At 31.6% G+C, this 22,142-nt stretch carries 17 protein-coding genes and 1 riboswitch; all 17 genes read left to right on the top strand.

Annotated features, from left to right (window positions below; genetic code table 11):
• The first annotated feature begins 61 nt into the window (after nucleotides 1-61).
• The 17 genes from RSA29_RS01860 (at nucleotide 62) to RSA29_RS01780 (ending at nucleotide 21,976) form a co-directional block, all read left to right on the top strand.
• Nucleotides 62-2,176, top strand: coding sequence for a GGDEF domain-containing protein (locus RSA29_RS01860; RefSeq protein ID WP_346941623.1), 2,115 nt, complete (start codon nucleotides 62-64; stop codon nucleotides 2,174-2,176).
• Nucleotides 2,177-2,794: 618 nt separating this feature from the next.
• Nucleotides 2,795-3,061, top strand: coding sequence for a metal-sensing transcriptional repressor (locus tag RSA29_RS01855; RefSeq protein ID WP_346932538.1), 267 nt, complete (start codon nucleotides 2,795-2,797; stop codon nucleotides 3,059-3,061).
• 15 nt (nucleotides 3,062-3,076) lie between these two features.
• Nucleotides 3,077-5,506 carry a heavy metal translocating P-type ATPase gene (locus RSA29_RS01850; RefSeq protein WP_346941625.1) on the top strand — a complete coding sequence of 810 codons (2,430 nt, stop codon included), beginning with the start codon at nucleotides 3,077-3,079 and terminating at the stop codon, nucleotides 5,504-5,506.
• Between the two features lie 38 nt (nucleotides 5,507-5,544).
• Nucleotides 5,545-5,754, top strand: coding sequence for a heavy-metal-associated domain-containing protein (locus tag RSA29_RS01845; protein ID WP_346941626.1), 210 nt, complete (start codon nucleotides 5,545-5,547; stop codon nucleotides 5,752-5,754).
• Between the two features lie 229 nt (nucleotides 5,755-5,983).
• Nucleotides 5,984-7,960, top strand: a complete 1,977-nt coding sequence (locus tag RSA29_RS01840; RefSeq protein ID WP_346941627.1) for an aminopeptidase — start codon at nucleotides 5,984-5,986, stop codon at nucleotides 7,958-7,960.
• A gap of 160 nt (nucleotides 7,961-8,120) precedes the next feature.
• Complete coding sequence (locus tag RSA29_RS01835) at nucleotides 8,121-10,148, top strand: urocanate hydratase (RefSeq protein WP_346941628.1); 2,028 nt, start codon at nucleotides 8,121-8,123, stop codon at nucleotides 10,146-10,148.
• Between the two features lie 202 nt (nucleotides 10,149-10,350).
• Nucleotides 10,351-11,364: a hypothetical protein gene (locus tag RSA29_RS01830; protein WP_346941629.1), complete on the top strand. Its 1,014-nt coding sequence runs from the start codon at nucleotides 10,351-10,353 to the stop codon at nucleotides 11,362-11,364.
• 108 nt (nucleotides 11,365-11,472) lie between these two features.
• Complete coding sequence (locus RSA29_RS01825) at nucleotides 11,473-12,309, top strand: formate/nitrite transporter family protein (RefSeq protein WP_346941630.1); 837 nt, start codon at nucleotides 11,473-11,475, stop codon at nucleotides 12,307-12,309.
• 91 nt (nucleotides 12,310-12,400) lie between these two features.
• The gene (locus RSA29_RS01820; RefSeq protein WP_346941631.1) at nucleotides 12,401-12,994 is read left to right on the top strand and encodes a hypothetical protein; all 594 of its coding nucleotides are present in this window, start codon (nucleotides 12,401-12,403) and stop codon (nucleotides 12,992-12,994) included.
• Nucleotides 12,995-13,109: 115 nt separating this feature from the next.
• Nucleotides 13,110-13,281: riboswitch (Lysine riboswitch) on the top strand.
• Between the two features lie 130 nt (nucleotides 13,282-13,411).
• Nucleotides 13,412-13,792: a hotdog domain-containing protein gene (locus RSA29_RS01815; protein ID WP_346932530.1), complete on the top strand. Its 381-nt coding sequence runs from the start codon at nucleotides 13,412-13,414 to the stop codon at nucleotides 13,790-13,792.
• A 59-nt stretch (nucleotides 13,793-13,851) separates the two neighbouring features.
• On the top strand, nucleotides 13,852-14,676 hold the full coding sequence (locus tag RSA29_RS01810; protein ID WP_346932529.1) for a 3-keto-5-aminohexanoate cleavage protein: 825 nt from the start codon (nucleotides 13,852-13,854) through the stop codon (nucleotides 14,674-14,676).
• Between the two features lie 62 nt (nucleotides 14,677-14,738).
• A complete protein-coding gene (locus RSA29_RS01805; RefSeq protein ID WP_346941632.1) occupies nucleotides 14,739-15,776 on the top strand; it encodes an L-erythro-3,5-diaminohexanoate dehydrogenase in 1,038 nt (345 codons plus the stop codon).
• Between the two features lie 81 nt (nucleotides 15,777-15,857).
• Nucleotides 15,858-17,105: a lysine 2,3-aminomutase gene (gene ablA / locus RSA29_RS01800; RefSeq protein ID WP_346932527.1), complete on the top strand. Its 1,248-nt coding sequence runs from the start codon at nucleotides 15,858-15,860 to the stop codon at nucleotides 17,103-17,105.
• 28 nt (nucleotides 17,106-17,133) lie between these two features.
• Nucleotides 17,134-18,159: a hypothetical protein gene (locus RSA29_RS01795; protein WP_346932526.1), complete on the top strand. Its 1,026-nt coding sequence runs from the start codon at nucleotides 17,134-17,136 to the stop codon at nucleotides 18,157-18,159.
• A gap of 1 nt (nucleotide 18,160) precedes the next feature.
• Nucleotides 18,161-19,639, top strand: a complete 1,479-nt coding sequence (locus RSA29_RS01790) for a hypothetical protein (protein WP_346941634.1) — start codon at nucleotides 18,161-18,163, stop codon at nucleotides 19,637-19,639.
• Complete coding sequence (locus RSA29_RS01785) at nucleotides 19,629-21,188, top strand: lysine 5,6-aminomutase subunit alpha (RefSeq protein WP_346941635.1); 1,560 nt, start codon at nucleotides 19,629-19,631, stop codon at nucleotides 21,186-21,188. Before RSA29_RS01790 ends, RSA29_RS01785 begins: the two co-directional genes overlap by 11 nt.
• Nucleotides 21,188-21,976, top strand: a complete 789-nt coding sequence (locus RSA29_RS01780; RefSeq protein WP_346941636.1) for an OAM dimerization domain-containing protein — start codon at nucleotides 21,188-21,190, stop codon at nucleotides 21,974-21,976. The genes RSA29_RS01785 and RSA29_RS01780 overlap by 1 nt, the downstream gene beginning before the upstream one ends.
• Nucleotides 21,977-22,142 lie beyond the last annotated feature (166 nt).

Genomic DNA, 22,142 nt, shown 5'->3' with positions numbered 1-22,142 from the left:
TGATCATTTCTATAAAGAATCAAATTTATATTAAGTGATAAATAATTTAGGAGTGAGAAATGTGGAAAAATGTCTAGAATTTAAAGATATTTTTGATGGATTTGAAAATGAAAAAGAGTATATAAAATATTTAGATACTGTTTTTATTAAACAATTTCGTAGCAATGAAGCAAATTCAATTAAGGGTTTAGAATATGCTATGAAAAAAACAAAACAAAAAAAATATGAAACGGCATATCAGTGGTGTAATTTATGCGTAGGCTGGTATTATCATGATAATTCTGAGTATGATAAGGCTTTAGAATATTACACGTTGGCCCACGAATATTTTTTAGAAAATAATATGATTAAAGGGTTAACAAGAACAAGCAATGCACTAATGTGTAATTACATAAATTTGGGTATGTTGGACTTAGGCATAGAACATGGATTAAAGGGTATAGAGCTGTCGGAAAGAATTAACGATATAGAATATTTAGTACCATTAACGATTAATTTAGCGGGAACCTATTTAACTATGAAATATTATAAAGAGTGCAAGGAGCTTATAAAGCGATTTAATACTATGAATTGTCAAGTTTCATATAGCCATAAAATTATTATATTTAGTACTTTAGCAGAATGTGAATTAGAATTAGGTAATGTTGAGAAAAGTTATAAATATTGCGAGAATAGTATTGAACTAATAAGAATGGATGCGGAGTATAAATTTTATCTAGGAACTATTTTATATATAAGAGCTATTGTAAATTATAAAATGGGGAAATACGCTGAATCGGAAAAAGATTTTGAGGAGGCTGTAAAGGATTCTATTAATTATAATAAGATTAATCTATATATTTCTATATTGATTGCTTGGGCAAAATGTGATTCGGATTTAGGAAATTATAGTGTTGCTAAAGAAAAATTGCTAAGGGCAAGTGAAGAATGTAATAAAATTAATTTCCCAAGTTTAATGAAAGAGATATATATGGAGTTAAGTGTTCTTTATGAAAAGATGGGTAATTTACAGGAAGCTCTTGAATTATTGAAAAAATCAATGGAATATGAAAGAAGTATATATAGTAGTAAGAGTAGTATTTGGATGGGTAGACTTAACAGTAAAAAAGTAATTGATGATGCTAAGGTATATAAATTATTATATAACCAGATTGAGATAATAACTGACATTGGAAAAAAAATTACCGCAAATTTGAAAAAGGATGAAACTCTAGAGTCAATTTATTGCGAAGTTAATAACTTAATAGAGGCAGATGGATTTGGGATAGCTTTATATAAAGAAAATGAGAAATGTTTAGACTATGAATTTTTCATAGAAAAAGGCAAAAGGGAAAATTTGGGGTATATATCTATTGATAGTGAGGCAAGTTTAGGGGTTTACTCTTTTAACAATAAAAAGGATATCATTATTAATGATATTTCTAATGAATATTCAAAGTATATAACATGCAAGCCTTATCTAGATAAAGACTCTGATGGTATAAATAACTCATTGATTTTTTGTCCATTAATAATAAACGACAATGTAATAGGCGTAGTAAATGTTCAAAATCGTGAGAAAAATTCATATACGGTAAATGATTTAAGTGCATTAAAAATGCTTTCATCATATATAGCCATTGCATTAGAAAATTCTAAACTATTTAATGAAGTTGAACATTTTGCCATGTATGATAACTTGACTCAAGTATTAAATCGTAGGGAGATAATAAAAACTGGAGAAGTAAACTGGGACCGTATGATTGAAAATGGTAATGGTCTTGGAGTAGTAATGCTAGATTTAGACTGTTTTAAACAAATTAATGATACATATGGACATGCAGTTGGGGATTATGTACTTAAAACAGTTGCAGATGTAATAAAAACACAATTAAGTGATAACGATATTGTGGGAAGATATGGCGGAGAAGAATTTTTAATTATTCTACCTAACACTAATATATATGAATTAAGAGTAGTGGTTGAGAAGATTAGAAAATCTATAGAAGAATATAAATATCAAGTTTATGACATTGAAACAATAAATATTACAGCAAGTCTTGGCACTTATATAGTAGTTGACAAAGATGTATCATTTTTTGAGGGAACTAAGTTTGCAGATAAAGCTTTGTATAAAGCTAAGGAACTAGGTCGTAATAGAGTTGTTGATTATAACACTTATTTTAAATCAATGTAGAATTATTAAAATATAAATGTATTTTTAATATATGTATAGGACAATCTTTTATAGTAGAAGATTGTCCTATACATTTGGATGAATATATTAAAGTTTTTCCGTAACATAGTAATTTAAGGCTTTATATAAATGTAGAGATAGTGGTATGGAGATTGGTAGCAATACTACCCACATTATAAGTATTTGAATAATATTTAGAAAAAAACCAATTTGAATAAATTTATCAAGGGCTTGAAATAAAAAATACCAAATGAATTGTAGCGTACCTAAAACCCAAACCCATGATAGTATCTTAAATAGAAATACAGATATTTTCTTTTCTTTATTCAATTATAATCACCTCCAAATTAAAAGTAGTATATGAGAAAATTATAGCATTAATATATATAAACTTTAATAAAAAATATTCACATTATATACAGATACATTGGATACAATATGTATAAATCATAATTAAATTAATATTGACAAGAGGAAAAATAGGTATATAATAAAATATAAAGACACCCCCCTAGGGGGAGGGGTAAATCGTAAATTAAATAAAGCTATTCACTGCATAAAAAATTATGCAATAGGGATACAAATAATATATACCTATGAGGTAACGGAGGATAAAAAATGAGTGAAGAAAGAAAACAAGCAATGCAAGCTTTAAAAACGGCAAAGGGCCAAATAGAGGGAATTATAAAAATGATAGAGGATGAGAGGTATTGTGTTGATATATCAAATCAAATAACAGCATCTCAATCACTTTTAAAGAGAGCTAATATGTTTATATTAAAGAGGCATTTAACCCATTGTGTAAAAGATGCTTGCATGAACAATAATGGAGATGAAAAAATTGAAGAGATTATTAATATTTTAGAGAAAGTAATGGGAAAATAGGAGGTAAGATAAAAAATGGCTAATAAATCATTTAAAATTCAGGGTATGACATGTTCAGCTTGTGCAAATAGAGTTGAAAGAGTGATTAACAAGTTAGATGGAGTTGAAAACGCAAATGTTAACTTTGCTACGGAAATGCTAACTGTAAATTATGATGAAAGCAAGATGAATAATGACAAGATTGAAGGAGCCGTTGTAAAGGCGGGATATGGAGTTAAAAAGAATTTAAAAAGTTACAATTTTAAAATTGAGGGAATGACATGTTCAGCTTGTGCAAATAGAGTGGAGCGAGTTACTAAGAAATTAGATGGTGTTGAAGCAGCATCCGTTAATTTTGCAACAGAGAAACTTACAGTTACAATGGATGAAGAAAAAGTTACTTATGGGCAGTTGAAAGCGGCGGTAGATAAAGCTGGATATAAATTAGTGAAGAATGAGGATACTAAAAAAGCAGTTAAAAAAATGAGCGATAAAGAAAAATTAGTAATTAGATTTATAGTTTCTTTAATTTTTACAATTCCGTTACTCGTGATAAGTATGGGACATATGGCAGGAATGCCACTTCCTAATATTATAGACCCTATGGCAAATTCCATGAATTTTGCTTTGGTGCAATTAATGTTAACAATTCCAGTTATGTTAGTGGGATATAAGTTTTATAAGATTGGAATAAAGAACCTATTTAAATTAAGTCCTAACATGGATTCATTGATAGCTATAGGGACTTTAGCTGCATTTCTTTATGGAATATTTGCTATATTTAAGATTCAAGGTGGAAGCCATGAATATGCAATGCATTTGTATTTCGAATCAGCGGCAACTATATTAACTTTAATAACTCTGGGAAAATATTTAGAATCAGTTTCTAAAGGGAAGACATCGGATGCTATTAAAAAGTTAATGGGATTAGCGCCTAAAACAGCTACAGTAATTAGAGGTGGTAATGAAATTGAAGTGCAATTAGAGGAAGTAATAGTTGGAGATATTGTCATAGTTAAGCCGGGTGAAAAATTAGCTGTAGATGGAGAAGTAATAGAAGGAAATACGTCTATTGATGAATCCATGCTTACAGGGGAAAGTATACCAGTTGAAAAAACTGTAGGAAGTAAAGTAATTGGAGCAAGCATTAATAAAACTGGCTTCATTAAGTATAAGGCAACTAAGGTTGGAGCAGATACAGCTTTATCTCAAATAATTAGATTAGTTGAAGATGCTCAAGGATCAAAGGCACCAATAGCTAAGATGGCAGATATTATATCAGCTTATTTTGTGCCTATAGTAATTGGATTAGCAATTATTTCGTCAGTAGCATGGATAATTGCAGGTGAGGATACCATATTTGCTTTAACAATATTTATATCAGTTCTTGTAATAGCGTGCCCTTGTGCATTGGGACTTGCAACACCAACGGCAATCATGGTTGGTACAGGAAAAGGTGCGGAGAATGGTGTATTAATAAAAGGTGGAGAGGCTTTAGAAACAACTCATAAAATTGACACAATTGTATTTGATAAAACAGGTACTATAACAGAGGGAAAACCAAAGGTAACAAATATTATAACGAGTGGGGTATCAGAAGAGGAAATTTTAGTATTGGCTGCCAGTGCAGAAAAAGGATCAGAACATCCATTAGGAGAAGCCATTGTTAAAGGCGCCGAGGAAAAAGGTTTATCATTAAAAGTTATTGAGAATTTCAATGCTATACCAGGTCATGGAATTGAAGTTAATATAGAAGGAAAAAATATTTTACTTGGTAATAAAAAATTAATGATAGAGAAAAATATAAATATAGAAATACTAGCAGGTAAGTCTGATAAATTAGCAGAAGAGGGTAAAACTCCAATGTATGTAGCGATAAATGGAGAACTTAAGGGAATAATAGCTGTGGCAGATACAGTTAAACCTAGTAGTAAAAAAGCTATAGAAACCCTTCATGAAATGGGAATAAGGGTAGCTATGATTACAGGAGATAATAGAAAAACTGCTGCGGCAATAGCAAAGCAAGTTGGAATTGATATAGTTCTAGCTGAAGTTTTACCAGAAGATAAAGCAAATGAGGTTAAGAAGCTTCAAGGGGAAAATAGAAAAGTTGCAATGGTTGGAGATGGAATAAATGATGCACCAGCCTTAGCACAGTCAGATATAGGGATAGCGATTGGTTCAGGTACAGATGTGGCTATAGAAGCTGCAGATATAGTACTTATGAGAAGTGACTTAATGGATGTTGCCACAGCTATAAAATTAAGTAAGGCCACTATAAGAAATATAAAACAAAATCTATTTTGGGCATTTGCTTATAATGTTATAGGGATACCGATAGCTATGGGAGTGCTTCATATCTTTGGAGGACCATTGTTAAATCCAATGATAGCAGGAGCAGCAATGAGTCTAAGTTCAGTATCAGTAGTTACAAATGCACTAAGATTAAAGAGGTTTAAAGCTTAGTCCATTAAATATATATTAAATAGAAGGAGGAATTATATATGAAAAAGAAAATATTAATCCAGGGAATGAATTGTGGTCATTGTGTTGCTCATGTTGAAGAGGCATTAAGAGAATTGACTGGGGTAACTGAATTTGAAGTTAATTTAGAGGGGAAATATGCTTTGGTTGATACTACAGCTAGTAATGAGGAATTGACAGATGCAATAGATGAAGCAGGATATGATGTAGTAGGAATAGAAGAACAGTAAATAAAGAAATAGAGGAATAAAATAATACTTTAATACCCAATTGTTTAATGGCATTTTGAAATTTAATGCTATTAAATATATTGGGTATTTTTAATTATAGATTTTTATCAGTGGTATGCTACCATTTTATCACTTTAGCATAGTGATAAAAAAGCTTCAAATGGTTGTATTAATTTTCTGAATATGGTACCGTTTTAATGAAGGCACTTAATGAAGGAGTGATATGTATATGGGGAATATTAATAACTTGCAACAAATTAAAGAGTTATCTTTAATTAATGATGATAATAAGAAAGAATTAGTTTTCTTAAAAAAAATGGGCGGAAAGCTATATGATTTATGTTGTTTAGAAGAAAATTTAAATGATGAATATTTTAATAAAAAAAGCTTTGAGGAATTACTAGAAGAAAATCATAAAATTTATAGCGATATAATCGGAGAAAATTATAAAACAAGTTATGGAAACCCAGATTATGCAGTGGAAGAATTGGGGAAAGAATATGGGCAAATAGCTACTTATTTATATAATAGATTAAATGAAGTTATAGCTCTTATATATGAACATAAAACAGAAAAGATAGAAAAATTAATAAAGTTAATTATAGAGATTTATGTATATGAAATTAAAAATCCTAAGGACGTAAATGGGATTATTAACATAATAAGAGATTTTGAAGTTTCTATTATGGATTTTGAAACTGAAGGTAAGATAAAAAATCTTGCAGTAAATATAGAAAGTCATTATAAATCTATAGTTGAAGAAGCCAGTGCAGAAGATTTAAGATATTTATTTAAGTATGGAAAATATATAACAGATAATGAAGTTAAAACAGCTAAGTTTTTATCAACATATAAGGATGTAAATAAGATTGCATATACTATGGTTAAAGGGTATATGGATAGCTTTGTTAGAGAAAAAAAAGACTATACTACTAAATCTACAGTTAGATTAGTGTATTTAGTTGGTCAAGAAGCTATTGTAAAGGAAGTAATTAAGGAATTTGGTAAGTATAACCTTACAGTAGTGCTTACAAATCTAGAATGTGCTGAAGCGAATAAACAGTTTGTGTATGATCATAGATTTGATAATGCATTAATATTTAATAGTGAAATAGCAGAAACAAAAGAAATAAAGATGGCAAATAATTTAGAAAAATATAAAGAGGCTTTATCTAAGTATTCAGGAATAGCAGTTCTTGAAGGGTTTGGAGAGGCTCCATTTGCACCAGAAAGTAAAAATTCAGCATTAAAATTAAGTGAAGAACAAAGCAAGAAGTATCAAAATCTTATGGCTAAAATTAGAGTTCTTCAAGATAGTTATATTCCATCTAAGGAGACGACGTTTACTATTATAGCTTTCCCTACACCTGAAATCGGAGAGAATTTTGAAGAAATATTTGCAGATACTATGGAAATTAACACTTTAGATTCAGATAAGTGGGAAAGAATTCAAAATAGTATAATTCAAGCCTTAGATAGAGGGGAATTTATTCATGTTAAAGGATGTAATGGAAATAGAACTGATATAAAGGTTAAGATGCAGGAACTTAAAAATCCGGAGGGAGAGACTAATTTTGAAAATTGTGTTGCTACAGTAAATATTCCAGTAGGAGAGGTGTTTACGTCACCTGCACTAAAGGATACGAGTGGAATGCTTCACTTAGAAGAAATATTCTTAGATGGGCTTAAATATATCAACTTAGAACTCTTATTTAAAGATGGATTTATAGAAGCGTATAATTGCTCTAACTTTGATGAGGAAGAAAAGAATAAGAAGTATATAGAAGAGAATTTATTATTTCCAAATAAAACTTTACCACTTGGAGAATTTGCAATAGGCACAAACACTTTAGCTTATGTAATAGCACAAAAGCATGGAATTGTAGATATTCTACCGATTCTTATAGGTGAAAAAATGGGGCCACACTTTGCAGTTGGCGATACATGTTATTCCTACAGTGAAGATGAAAAAGTATATAATTTATTTGACGGTAAAGAAATCATGGCTAAGGATAATGAAAAATCTATTTTAAGAAAAACTGATATAGAAAATGCGTATACTCAGTGCCACACTGATATAACGATTCCTTATGATAAATTAGCATTTATAAATGCTATTGAGAAGTCTGGAGAAGTTATTGAAATAATTAAAGAAGGAAGATTTGTTTTAGCGGGCACTGAAGAATTAAACGAACCGTTTAATTAATTATAAATTAGCGATTAAAAATTATAGATTATAGATTTAAAATTATAAATTGAGGATGAAATCCTTTTGGATTTCTTTTTATAAAATTCCATTGGAGTTTTATAAAACATTTTACATTTTGCATTCTAAATTTTCAATTATAATAAAAGGGGTGGAAGTTATGATTAACAATATGGATATTAAAAACAAGATGGTAATAAAGCTAGATGATAAACTACCAGAGATGCCTAAGTTTCAAGAAGGAATTAGAAGAGCTCCAGATAGAGGATTTAATTTAACCGCTGCACAAACAGAACTTGCGCTTAAAAATGCGCTAAGATATGTGCCAGAGGAACTTCATGAGAATCTTGCGCCAGAATTTATGGAAGAGCTTATGACTAGAGGAAGAATTTATGGATACAGATTTAGACCAGAGGGCAATTTAAGTGGAAAATCAATTGAGGAGTATAAGGGCAATTGTTTAGAGGGAAAAGCTTTCCAAGTTATGATAGATAACAATCTAGATTTTGAGGTTGCTCTATATCCTTATGAGCTTGTTACTTATGGTGAAACAGGACAGGTGTGCCAAAACTGGATGCAATATAAATTAATGAAAAAATATTTAGAAACTATGACAGATGAGCAAACTCTCGTTATGGAAAGTGGTCATCCACTTGGATTATTCAGAAGTTCTAAGACAGCACCGAGGGTAATAACTACTAATGGACTTATGATTGGGATGTTTGATAATCCTGATGATTTCCACTTAGCAACTCAATTAGGCGTGGCTAACTATGGACAAATGACTGCAGGGGGATGGATGTATATAGGGCCACAAGGGATTGTTCATGGAACCTTTAACACATTAGTTAATGCAGGACGATTAAAACTTGGTGTTGCTGAGGATGGAGATTTAAGAGGAAAAATATTTGTAACTTCAGGACTTGGTGGAATGAGTGGTGCTCAACCTAAGGCAGTTGAAATTGCTAAGGGTGTAGGTATTGTAGCAGAGGTAGACTATTCAAGAATACAAACAAGACTTGATCAAGGTTGGGTGTCTATGGCATCAAGTGATTTAGCAGAGGTTGTAAGAGTTGCACAGGAAAAGGCTAAGAATAATGAAACTATTTCTATAGCCTACCATGGAAATATTGTAGATTTACTTGAGTATATATTAGAAAATGATGTGAAAATAGATTTACTATCAGATCAAACTTCTTGTCATGCTGCTTATGACGGTGGATATGCTCCAGTTGGAATTTCCTTTGAAGAGAGAACAAGGCTTTTAAAAGAAGATAGAAATAAATTTAAAGAGCTTGTAGATATGACACTTCTTAAACATTATGAAATAATTAAAAAACTTGTTGATAAAGGTGTTTACTTCTTTGATTATGGCAACTCCTTCATGAAGGCTATATATGATGCAGGTGCTAAGGATATAGCTAAAAATGGAACAGATGAAAAGGATGGATTTATATATCCTTCTTATGTTGAAGATATTATGGGACCGATGCTATTTGATTATGGATATGGACCATTTAGATGGGTTTGTCTAAGTCATGATCATGAAGATTTAATAAAAACTGATAAAGCGGCTATGGATTGCATAGATCCAAATAGAAGAGGTCAAGATAGGGATAACTATATTTGGATTAGAGATGCAGAGAAAAACCAGTTAGTTGTTGGTACAGAAGCTAGAATATTATATCAAGATGCACAAGGTCGTATGGATATAGCTCTTAGATTTAATGAACTTGTAAGAAATGGCGAAGTGGGGCCAATAATGCTAGGTAGAGATCACCATGATGTAAGTGGTACGGATTCTCCATTTAGAGAAACGTCCAATATTAAAGATGGAAGCAATATGATGGCTGAAATGGCTATACAATGTTTTGCAGGAAATGCAGCTAGAGGAATGAGTTTAATTGCTCTTCATAATGGCGGTGGAGTTGGAACTGGTAAGTCAATCAATGGCGGGTTTGGATTAGTTCTTGATGGTAGCGAAAGAGTTGATAATATAATAAAATCATCTATGGCATGGGATGTTATGGGTGGAGTTGCTAGAAGAGCTTGGGCAAGAAACCCACATTCTATTGAGACTAGTATGGAATACAATGATAAAAATCAAGGAACAGACCATATAACTCTTCCATATATACCAAATGAGGATTTAATAAAATTAGTTGTAAATAAGGCTTTAAACAAATAAAAGAATATACATTTCAATATAGATATTATCTTATTTAAACAATTTTACCGAATAAATAGGTGCTTTTTACAAGAATCTATTTATTCGGTTTTTTAGTAATATAAAAACAATATATGTACACGTAGTTATTATATTGAATAGGTTATTTTCACGTAGTATAATATATAAAGTGCGTAGAAAATAAGAAAAAGGAGGAATAGTGATGGTATTTAATAAAAATAACAAAAAAATCAATTTGAGAGTACCAATTATAGTAATGATGACACTAATTCTCTTTGTATTTATTTTTGCTAGATGTAGCTTTATAGGAAAAAAACAAGAGAGTAATGACGAGTCAAGTCGTAGTAATAATTACACAAGTGCACTTATAGAGAAAAATAACAACATATATATATATGACGAAGATGAGATGTATTTAGAGGGTATCGGAGAGTTAAATAGGTTTAAGGAATTTGCATCTATAAGTCAGAATTGGGAAAATGTTGAATTTAAATATGTAGATGAAAAAGATAATATAAATATATATAATATGAAAAATAAGGAATATAGGGTTTTACATGTTGATAATATAGGTGATAATCAAATATCTAATGTATCATGGATGGAAAATAATATAGTTGTAGAACTATATGTAAATCCTACAACAACAAAATATTTAATATATGAAGTAGAAAACCTTGAGCTTGTAAATACATGTGAAGGGATTTTAATTGATGTATTAGATGATGGAAGAACATTAGTTTATGGCGTAAATAAACAAGGTGAAACGTCTATATTTATTAATGAAGTGGAAGTTTATGATTTAGAGACAAAGGGTGAAGTTCTTCTAAAAGGCGAAGTTTCGTCAAATGGAAAAAATCTTGGGTTTATAACTTTTAATTATGATAAAGAGAAAGGTGAGCAAAAGGAGTATTTGTACACTGGAGAAATTAAGGATAAACAATTAAAGAATGTAACTAAAGTTGTAAAACCTTATGAAATAAACGGAAGTATAGTTTATGAAAATGAGAAATTATCATTGGTGTGTAGTGATGGTATATATATAGTTGAGGAAGAAAAATTTATAAAGGAAGAAAGTGAATTGAATAAAAAATTAGCCGATAGTTCACTAAAACTTAAAAATATATTAAAGAATACATTTAAAGGTGAAAATATAAATGATGACTTATCGTGGCAAGATATGGGTATATACAATATAACGTGGTTTACTAGGTAGAGCTATGCTAAGGTTGATAGATTTTGGGGGTCTATTAACCTTTAAAGTATATTTAACAAAAGATGGAACAACAATTATTCATAAATAAAAAAGGGGAGGAAATATTTAATGGACAAAAAAATGTTGTCACCGGAGGAGATTACTACATATGTAGAAGAGGTTGGAGTAAAAAAAGTAAGCAACCGCTGGATACAAACTCTAATACTTGGGATTTTAGCAGGTATGTTTATAGCTTTAGGTGGGTATGCTGCAGCGGTTGCTTCCCATGGAATTGCAGATCCAGGGATACAAAAGGCTATAGCGGGAACTGTATTTCCAGTAGGATTAATTTTGGTTCTAATATGTGGTGCGGAATTATTTACAGGAAATTCATTGTTAAGTGTAGCGTGGGCGCAAAAGAGAATTACTACTAAACAAGTGGTTAAAAATTGGTCACTAGTATGGATTGGTAATTTTATAGGGGCTATTTTTATAGCTATTTTAGTTTTTTATTCAGGTCTATTGTCTACAGGAACAGTTGGAGGCTATGTTATTAAGGTTGCAGCAAATAAAGCAAGTTTAGGATTTGGACAAGCACTAGCTAGTGGTGTATTATGTAATATTATTGTTTGTTTAGGTGTGTGGGGAAGCTATGCGGCTAAAGATGTTAGTGGAAAAATACTTATGTCATTCTTCCCTATATTTGCATTCGTAATATCTGGAGCTGAACACTGTGTGGCAAATATGTACTACTTTACAATTGGACTATTGGCAAAAATGAATCCTCAATTTGTTGAGATATCTCATGTATCGTCAGAAAAAATAGACAATTTAAATTTGGTTGGGATTTTTGGTAATATTGTACCAGTAACAATTGGGAATATTATTGGTGGATCAATTTGTGTTGGATTAGTTTATTGGTTCATATATAAAAAAACAAATGTAAAAAATACTATAAATTTGTAAAAAAGTATTTTAAAATAAATTGTTATGTTATAATATAAAGGTATAGAGTATTATGAGTTGAATTCTTGTATTTAAGAATGGGGAGGATGCAATGGAATCGTTAGATAATATAATAGAGAAGTTGCAAACTGGAGTTTCTGCATTAATTGAAACAAGAATTAACGATCAAAGTATGATTTTCTTTATTATAAAAGATGATTTCAAGAAGTTAATTCCTTCAATAACTAGTGAAAACATTCACTTTAAAGCGGGGATTATTAAGAGGAATAGTGTTATTTTGGGTAGTGTGGTAATAGATGTGGAAGATTGGTTTGATGATAAATACTATTTATTTGATTTTAATTATCATAATAAAAGTTCTTTAAATTTTATTGCTGGATTAGCTATGCAAAAAAATGTATACCTTATTATTGTAAATAGTGAAAATGAATGTAGTGAAGTTTTATTTGAAAATAATTTAAAACAATTTTTTAGAAATTATATGGGGAATTGTATGAAAGAAAAATATAAATGGAATGAACGAGAATATAATTATTCTAAAAAAGAATTCGTGAGATTTATGCCTAGTGTGAAATCTATCTGGGATAATATGGGTGAAGTGGTTTATATGACCAAAGAAATGAAAAAAGTGAAGAAAAAACATGCATTATGTAGAAAATTTATTTGGAATTGCAGTGATAATTAAAAAGAATCAAAATATTTATTAAAATATACGAAAAACATATTGCAATTCTAAAAAGATAGATTTATAATAATCGTATAATAAATAATTCATTGAATTGTTTTAAAATTAAAAATGGAACATAAGTAGAGGCGCTTGTAAATTGGTAGCTTGCAAATGTTAAGGAGATTACCATCCGATGTTGCAGTGAATTGTTTATAGGCCGAAAGAATACATAGGTATTATGTATTACTTGGGGATAAGACACAAGGTTTTATCACTGCCATGTTTTATGGTGAGCTATTTATGTAATGAAGTGTATTCATTGCATTAATAGCTGTTGTTACTTAAAGTAAGCTAGTGGTGTTGAATATATTTCAACACCACTTTTATTTTGATTTATATTTATTAAAAATAACAAATTATGAGGGGGATTTTAAAATGGAATCATTAATTAGATTAAGAATGAGTGCACACGATGCTCATTACGGCGGAAATCTTGTAGACGGAGCAAGAATGTTACAATTATTTGGAGATGTTGCTACAGAGTTACTTATCCTAAATGATGGAGATGAAGGTTTATTTAAGGCTTATACTGATGTAGAGTTTTTAGCACCTGTATACGCTGGAGATTACATAGAAGCAGTTGGAACAATCACTAACGTTGGAAACACTTCAAGAAAAATGAGTTTTGAAGCTAGAAAAGTTATAGTTCCAAGACCTGATATCAATGATTCAGCTTGTGATGTATTAGAAGAACCAATAGTAGTTTGTAGAGCAACTGGAACATGTGTAGTGCCAAAGGATAAGAAAAGAAAATAATATGCAAGTTTTATTGCAATATTATTGTTAATTTTTTAACCAATCTAGGAGGGGTATAAATGGAAAAGTTAATAATAGCAGCAGCTATCTGTGGAGCGGAAGTTACTAAAGAGCAAAATGCTGGGGTACCTTATACTGTAGCAGAAATTGGCGAAGAATCTGAAAAGGCTTACAAAGCTGGAGCGAGCATAATACATCTTCATGTTAGAGAAGATGATGGAAAGCCAACTCAAGATAAAGCTAGATTCGAAGCATGTATTGCAGAAATCAGAAGAAGATGTCCGGATGTTATAATCCAACCATCAACTGGTGGAGCAGTGGGAATGAGTAATGCTGAAAGACTTCAACCAGTTGATCTAGCACCAGAAATGGCAACACTAGATTGTGGAACTTGTAATTTTGGTGGGGATGAGGTTTTCACAAACACTGAAAATACTATAATAGAGTTCGGTAAGAAAATGATCGAAAATAATGTTAAGCCAGAAATCGAAGTTTTCGATAAGGGAATGATAGATATGGCTATAAGACTTAATAAAAAAGGTTTTATAAAATCACCAATGCATTTCAATTTTGTAATGGGTGTAAACGGTGGAATAAGCGCTAACATGAGAGATTTTGTTTTCATGAAAGAAAGTATTCCAGCAGGAAGCACATACACTGTATCAGGAATTGGCAGAAATGAATTTCCATTAGCTGCAATGTCTATGATCGAAGGTGGACATGTAAGAGTTGGATTCGAAGATAATGTTTATCTTTCTAAAGGTGTTATGGCTAAGACTAATGCAGAACTAGTTGAAAAAGCTGTGAGAATAGCTAAAGAATTAGGCAGAGAAATAGCAACACCAGCAGAAGCAAGAGAAATATTAGGACTTAAAGGTTTATAGGAATAATTAATTTAAAGAATTTAAATAATATAAATTAACAATATATGAGGAGTGTGCAAATTATGAAAAAAGGATGTAAATACGGAACTCACAGAGTAATATCACCACTAGGAGTATTACCACAACCAGCAGTGAAAATAGATAACGACATGAACATATATGATAATGAAATACTTATCGATGTTCAAGCTTTAAATGTTGACTCAGCAAGTTTCACACAAATAGAAGAAGAAGCTGGACATGACATAGAAAAAATAAAAGCAAAAATCCTTGAAATCGTTGGAGAAAGAGGAAAAATGCAAAACCCTGTAACTGGTTCAGGCGGAATGCTTATCGGAAGAATAGCAAAAATTGGATCAGCTTTAGAAGGAACAACTGACCTTAAAGTTGGAGATAAAATATCTACACTAGTTTCTCTTTCATTAACTCCACTTAAAATTGATGAAATAATCGACATCAAACCTGATATCGATAGAGTAGAAATTAAAGGTCAAGCAATATTATTCGAAAGTGGATTATATGCTAAATTACCAGAGGATATGGAAGAAACTTTAGCACTAGCAGCATTAGACGTTGCAGGAGCACCAGCTCAAGTTGCTAAATTAGTTAAGCCAGGCGAGTCAGTTCTTTTATTAGGAGCAGCAGGAAAATCAGGAATGCTATGTTGCTACGAAGCAGTTAAAAGAGTTGGACCAACAGGAAATGTTATTGGGTTAGTTAGAAACGAAGAAGAAGCTGCAAGATTAAGAAAATTAAACTTAAGAATGAAGATTGTTATCGGAGATGCTACTAAAGCTATCGACGTAATGAATACAGCTTTAGAAAACAATAATGGTAAAGAAGTTGATGTAGCTATCAACATAGTTAACGTTCAAAACACTGAAATGTCAACTATATTACCAGTAAGAGATGACGGAATAGTTTACTTCTTCTCAATGGCTACATCATTCACTAAAGCTGCATTAGGAGCTGAGGGTGTTGGTAAAGATGTAACTATGATAGTAGGAAATGGATACACTAAAGGTCATGCTGAAATAACTTTAGAAGAGTTAAGAGAAAATGAAACATTAAGAAACATATTCAAAGAGTTATACGTTTAATATCTATTTAAAATTATAAATTTTATCAACATAAATTATATTAGTAAAAATATAAATGTAAAATTTAAGGGGGACCTAATAATGATTAATCGTAGAAAAGAATTATTTCCAAATGTAACAGATGAGCAATGGAATGATTGGACATGGCAGACAAAAAACAGAATAGAGACTTTAGAGCAGTTAAAGCAATATATGCCATTAACAGCTGAAGAAGAAGAGGGAGCTCAAAAGTGCCTAGAAACTTTAAGAATGGCTATAACTCCTTACTACCTAAGCTTAATCGATCCTAGTGATATGAATGATCCAGTAAGATTACAAGCTATACCAACTGGACTTGAAGCTCATAGAGCTGCTGCTGATTTAGAGGATCCATTACATGAAGATACAGATTCTCCAGTACCAGGATTAACTCATAGATACCCAGATAGAGTATTACTTCTTATCACTGACCAGTGTTCAATGTACTGCAGACACTGTACAAGAAGAAGATTCGCTGGACAACAAGATGATTGCATGCCAATGGCAAGAATAGATAAAGCTATTGAATACATTGCAAACACTCCAGTAGTAAGAGACGTAGTATTATCAGGTGGAGATGCATTATTAGTTGCAGATGAAACTTTAGAGTACATCATCAGCAAATTAAGAGCAATACCTCACGTTGAAATAATAAGAATAGGATCAAGAACTCCAGTTGTTATGCCTCAAAGAATAACTGATGATCTTGTAAATATGTTAAAGAAATATCACCCAATCTGGTTAAACACTCACTTTAACCATCCAGCAGAAATTACTCCAGATGCTATAGAAGCATGTGCAAAATTAGCTAACGCTGGTGTACCACTAGGAAACCAATCAGTTCTTTTAAGAGGAGTTAACGATTGCGTTCACACTATGAAAGACCTTATGCATGGACTAGTTAAAATGAGAGTAAGACCTTACTACATCTACCAATGTGACCTTTCATTAGGACTTGAGCACTTCAGAACTCCAGTTTCTAAAGGAATAGAAATCATTGAAGGTTTAAGAGGACATACTTCAGGATTCTGCGTACCAACATTTGTTGTTGATGCTCCAGGTGGTGGTGGAAAAACACCAGTAATGCCTAACTATGTAATTTCTCAAAGCCATGATAAAATAGTTTTAAGAAACTTTGAAGGTGTTATAACAACTTATACTGAGCCAACAAACTATACTCCAGGATGTACTTGTGATGTATGTACTGGAAAGAAAACAGCTCACAAAGTTGGAGTTGCAGGACTTCTAAATGGAGAAAGATTAAACCTTGAGCCAGTAGGTCTTGAGAGAAATGAAAGACACTCTCACTAATATAAATATATAAGTAAGAAGTGATTTGATGAATGAGATTTTAAAGTTATTAAAACCATATAAAAGTGTGTCTATAATAGGTATGAATAAGAATGTGGGTAAAACAACAACTTTAAATCACATATTGAAGGAGGCTAGGGGCAATATGTCCCTAGGCCTGACTTCAATTGGTAGAGATGGTGAAGAGCTTGATAGAGTTACATCCACTGAAAAACCTAAGATATACATTGAAAAAGGTACAGCTATCGCTACAGCTAAACAATGCCTTTTAAATAGTGATTTCACAAGAGAAATCATTAAAACTACAGGAATAAACACTCCTATGGGAGAGGTTGTTATCTGTAGAGCATTAAGTGATGGATATGTGGATTTAGGAGGGCCTTCTGTAAATTCATATATGACAAATATAAAAGATGAACTTTTAAGTCTTGATTGCGATCTTGTTATAATAGATGGTGCATTAAGTAGAAAAACCTTTGCTTCACCCGCCATAACTGAAGCTACAGTGTTATCTACAGGAGCAGCATTGTCAAGAAGCATGAAGACTGTGATAAGTGAAACAAAACATACTATGGATCTATTAAGTTTACCCCATGAGCAAGATAGATCTATTTTAGATTTAGCGATAAATGTTTTAGAAGAAGGAATTGTAGGTGTTATTTATAAAGATAAAACCTATAAAATCCTGAATGTTTTAACTGCGTTAGAGGCTTCAAAGGAAATAGTAGAGGCTTTAAACGATGAGGTAACTCATGTAGTTATTAAGGGAGCAGTGTCAGATAAACTTATAAAGGGTATTATGACATCGACAACACTATATAAAAATGTAACTTTACTTGTGGAAGATGGAACAAAGGTGTTCATAAACAATGATAGTTTATACAGATTTCATAAGCAGGGTGGCAAAATGAAAGCTATAAGTAAAATAACGGTAGTTTGCGTAACTGCAAATCCTAAATCGCCTTATGGTTATGAATTCCCTAAGAAGGAATTTTTAGAGGGACTTAGAGAAGCTATTAATATACCGGTATTTGATGTAATAGGAGGGGAATAATATGAAGTTTTTAGACAATGAGCAAAGAGCTCAAATAGGATTTTCCTTTATTATGGATGAACTTGGAATAATAACATCTTACGGGACTGAAGAAAAGAAATTAATAAAGCCTTATAAAACTAATCAAACTAAAGAGCTTATAGAAGAGCTTGATAACATAGACTGCATGATAAGTCATATGAATCAGTATAATGATAAGTTTTATGATATAGTAAGACTTTTTCATAAGATTAAAGATATAAGGAATACTCTAAAGAGAACAGAAAAAGTAGAAACCTTAGATGAGGTTGAACTTTATGAGATAAAATATGTAGCTATGCTTTTAGAGGAGCTAAAGTTGATGCTTGAAGGGATAGATTTATCCATCGACAAGATAAAATTACACTCACTTAATGAAGTAATAGATATATTAGATCCGAGTGGAAAGCGAATCTCTACTTTTTATATTTATGATGAGTATAGTGAAAAACTTTCTGAAATAAGAGGATTGAAGAACCGAAAAGAAAAAGAGATATACTCTTGTGATGATGAGAATCTTTTGGAGAAATTAAAACAAGAAAGATTAGATATTGTTATTCGAGAAGAAGAAGAAGAGTTACATATAAGAAAAGAACTCACTTCAAAATTATCTTCTTTTAGCAAAAAGATATCAGAGAATTTAAAGGTAGTGGGAGTTCTTGATTTATTAATGGCCAAAGCAAGTGTTGCAATTAAACATAATTGTGTAAAACCCACTATAGTTGAAAAGATGGACATTAAGATAGTTGATGGAATAAATCCAGAAGTAGAAGCTGTACTTAAGAAAAAAGGAAAAGCATTTTCTCCAGTAACCATAGAGCTAGAAGGTGGTACAACTGTAATAACCGGAGCTAATATGGGTGGGAAAAGCGTGGCACTTAAAACTATAGTGTTAAACTTATTTCTTGGACAAATGGGATTCTTTGCATTTGCTAAAGAAGCTACATATCCTATTTTAGATTTTGTTCATTTTGTATCAGATGATATGCAATCTATATCTAAAGGACTTAGTACCTTTGGAGCGGAGATAATTAAGTTAAAAGAAGTTGTAGAGTGTGTTAAACGTGGAAATGGATTTGTGGCACTAGATGAATTTGCTAGAGGAACAAACCCTAAGGAAGGATATTATCTTGTTAAATCTCTTGCACATTATTTGCAAAGATTTAGTACTTCAAGTATAATATCAACTCACTATGATGGAGTAGTTGAGGAGCCGATGGTTCACTATCAAGTTGTAGGGCTTAAGAATATAGATTTTAATAAATTAAAGTTTAAAATAGATCTTAATAAGAAAAATTCCGTTGAAATCATACAAGAAAATATGGAATATAAGCTAGAAAAGGTGTCTAAGGAGAATAAAGTACCTAAGGATGCTCTTAACATAGCAATGTTATTAGGATTAGAAAATGATATAATAAATATAGCAAAAACTTATTATGAGGAGGACAATAATGGAAAGTAAATTAGGTTTAGACTTAAATGTAGTTGAGAGAGCAAGACAAGCGTCAAAAAATATAGCTATGGATACTCAGAAATTTATAGATAAACATACTACAGTAGCTGTAGAGAGAACAGTATGTAGATTATTAGGAATAGATGGTGTTGACGAATTTGAGGTACCATTACCTAACCTAGTAGTTGAGAACATTAAAGCTGGAAATGGACTTTCAATTGGAGCTGCGACTTTCATAGGAAATGCAATGCTTAATACAGGTCTTTCTCCACAAGAAGTTGCAGAAAAAGTTGCTAAAGGTGAATTAGATTTAACTAAATTACCAATGAAAGATGCATTCGAAATAAAAATGGCTGTAGATAAAGTAGCAAAAGAAACTGTTGCTAAGATTAAAGCTAACAGAGAAACAAGAGAAGCATATCTTGAAAAATTCGGTGGAGACAAAACAGGTCCTTACCTATATGTTATCGTTGCTACAGGAAATATCTATGAAGATATAATCCAAGCAAAAGCTGCTGCAAAGCAAGGTGCTGATGTAATAGCTGTTATAAGAACTACGGGTCAAAGTTTACTTGACTATGTTCCTTATGGAGCTACAACAGAAGGATTTGGAGGAACTATTGCAACTCAAGAGAACTTCAGATTAATGAGAGCTGCTCTTGATGAAGTTGGAGAAGAAGTAGGAAGATACATAAGATTATGTAACTACTGCTCAGGATTATGTATGCCAGAAATAGCTGCAATGGGAGCTGTTGAAAGACTTGACGTAATGCTTAATGATGCATTATATGGAATACTATTCAGAGATATCAACATGCAAAGAACAATTGTTGACCAATACTTCTCAAGAATCATCAATGGATTCGCAGGAGTTATAATCAACACTGGAGAAGATAACTACTTAACTACAGCTGATGCGGTTGAAGAAGCTCATACAGTACTTGCTTCTCAATTTATAAACGAGCAATTTGCATTAGTTGCAGGACTTCCAGAAGAGCAAATGGGACTTGGTCATGCATTTGAAATAGATCCTAAAGTTGAAAATGGATTCCTTTATGAGCTTGCTCAAGCACAAATGGCTAGAGAAATATTCCCTAAAGCACCACTTAAATATATGCCACCAACTAAGTTCAAAACTGGAGATATCTTCAAAGGACAGGTTCAAGACACATTATTTAACATGGTGACAATAATGACTTCTCAGAAGTTACACTTATTAGGAATGCTTACAGAAGCTATACACACTCCATTCATGAGTGATAGAGCTGTTTCAATAGACAATGCACAATATATATTCAGCACAATGAAAGATTTAGGATCTGAAATAACTTTCAAAACTGGTGGAATCATGCAAACTAGAGTTAGCGAAGTTTTAAATAAAGCTGCTGACCTAATTGAAGAAATCGAAAAAGAAGGATTATTCTCAACTCTAGAGCAAGGAAAATTTGCTGGAATTAAGAGACCTCTAAACGGAGGAAAAGGACTTAATGGTGTTGTTGAATTAGATAAGAATTACTTCAACCCATTCATAGAATTAATGTTAGGGGGTAACAAATAATGAGCGGAGGATTATATTCAACTGAAGAAAAAAACTTTGATACAAACTTGGATTTAACTAAGCTTAAACCTTATGGAGATACTATGAATGATGGTAAAACTCAAGTTAGTTTTACTCTTCCAGTTAAAGATGATGAAAAAGGTGTAGAAGCAGCAGCACAACTTGCTAAAGCTATGGGACTTAAAAACCCTAACGTTGCTCATCACGGATCATTAGATGCAGAGTTTACTTTCTATGTGGTTTACGGATCATTAGAGCATACTGTTAACTATGATGACATTCATGTTCAAACAGTAGAGTGTGACACTATGTCTATGTCAGAAGTTGGCGAATATATAGCTGAAAACATCAAGAGAGATGTAGTTATAGTAGGAGCTTCAACAGGAACTGATGCTCATACAGTTGGTATTGATGCTGTTATGAACATGAAAGGTTTCGCTGGACATTATGGTCTTGAGAGATATAAAGGCGTAGAAGCTTATAACTTAGGAAGCCAAGTAGAGAATGAAGAGTTCATTAAGAGAGCTGTAGAGCTTAATGCAGATATACTTTTAGTATCTCAAACAGTTACTCAAAAAGATGTACACATTCAAAATCTTACAAACTTAGTAGAACTTTTAGAGGCTGAAGGCTTAAGAGAAAAAGTTGTATTAATTTGTGGTGGACCAAGAATTACTCACGAACTTGCTAAAGAATTAGGATACGATGCAGGATTCGGACCAGGAAAATTCGCAGAAGATATTGCAAGTTTTGCAATAACAGAAATGGTTGCAAGAAACTTAGTTTAGAATTTGCACTTGATTTAATATCAACGTATTAAATAGAGTTATTGGGTTTATGTGAGAACAAATATGGGATTTAGGTAGAATGAAGAAATTCATTCTACCTTTTTTATGCAATAAATAAGTGCATATCGCTAGGATATGCACTTATTTACCAATGTATCTGAGAAAA

The organism is Clostridium sp., from assembly GCF_036660475.1.
In the GTDB taxonomy this organism is placed as follows: Bacteria; Bacillota; Clostridia; order Clostridiales; family Clostridiaceae; genus Clostridium_J.
This window is presented reverse-complemented; position numbering and strand designations above follow the sequence as displayed.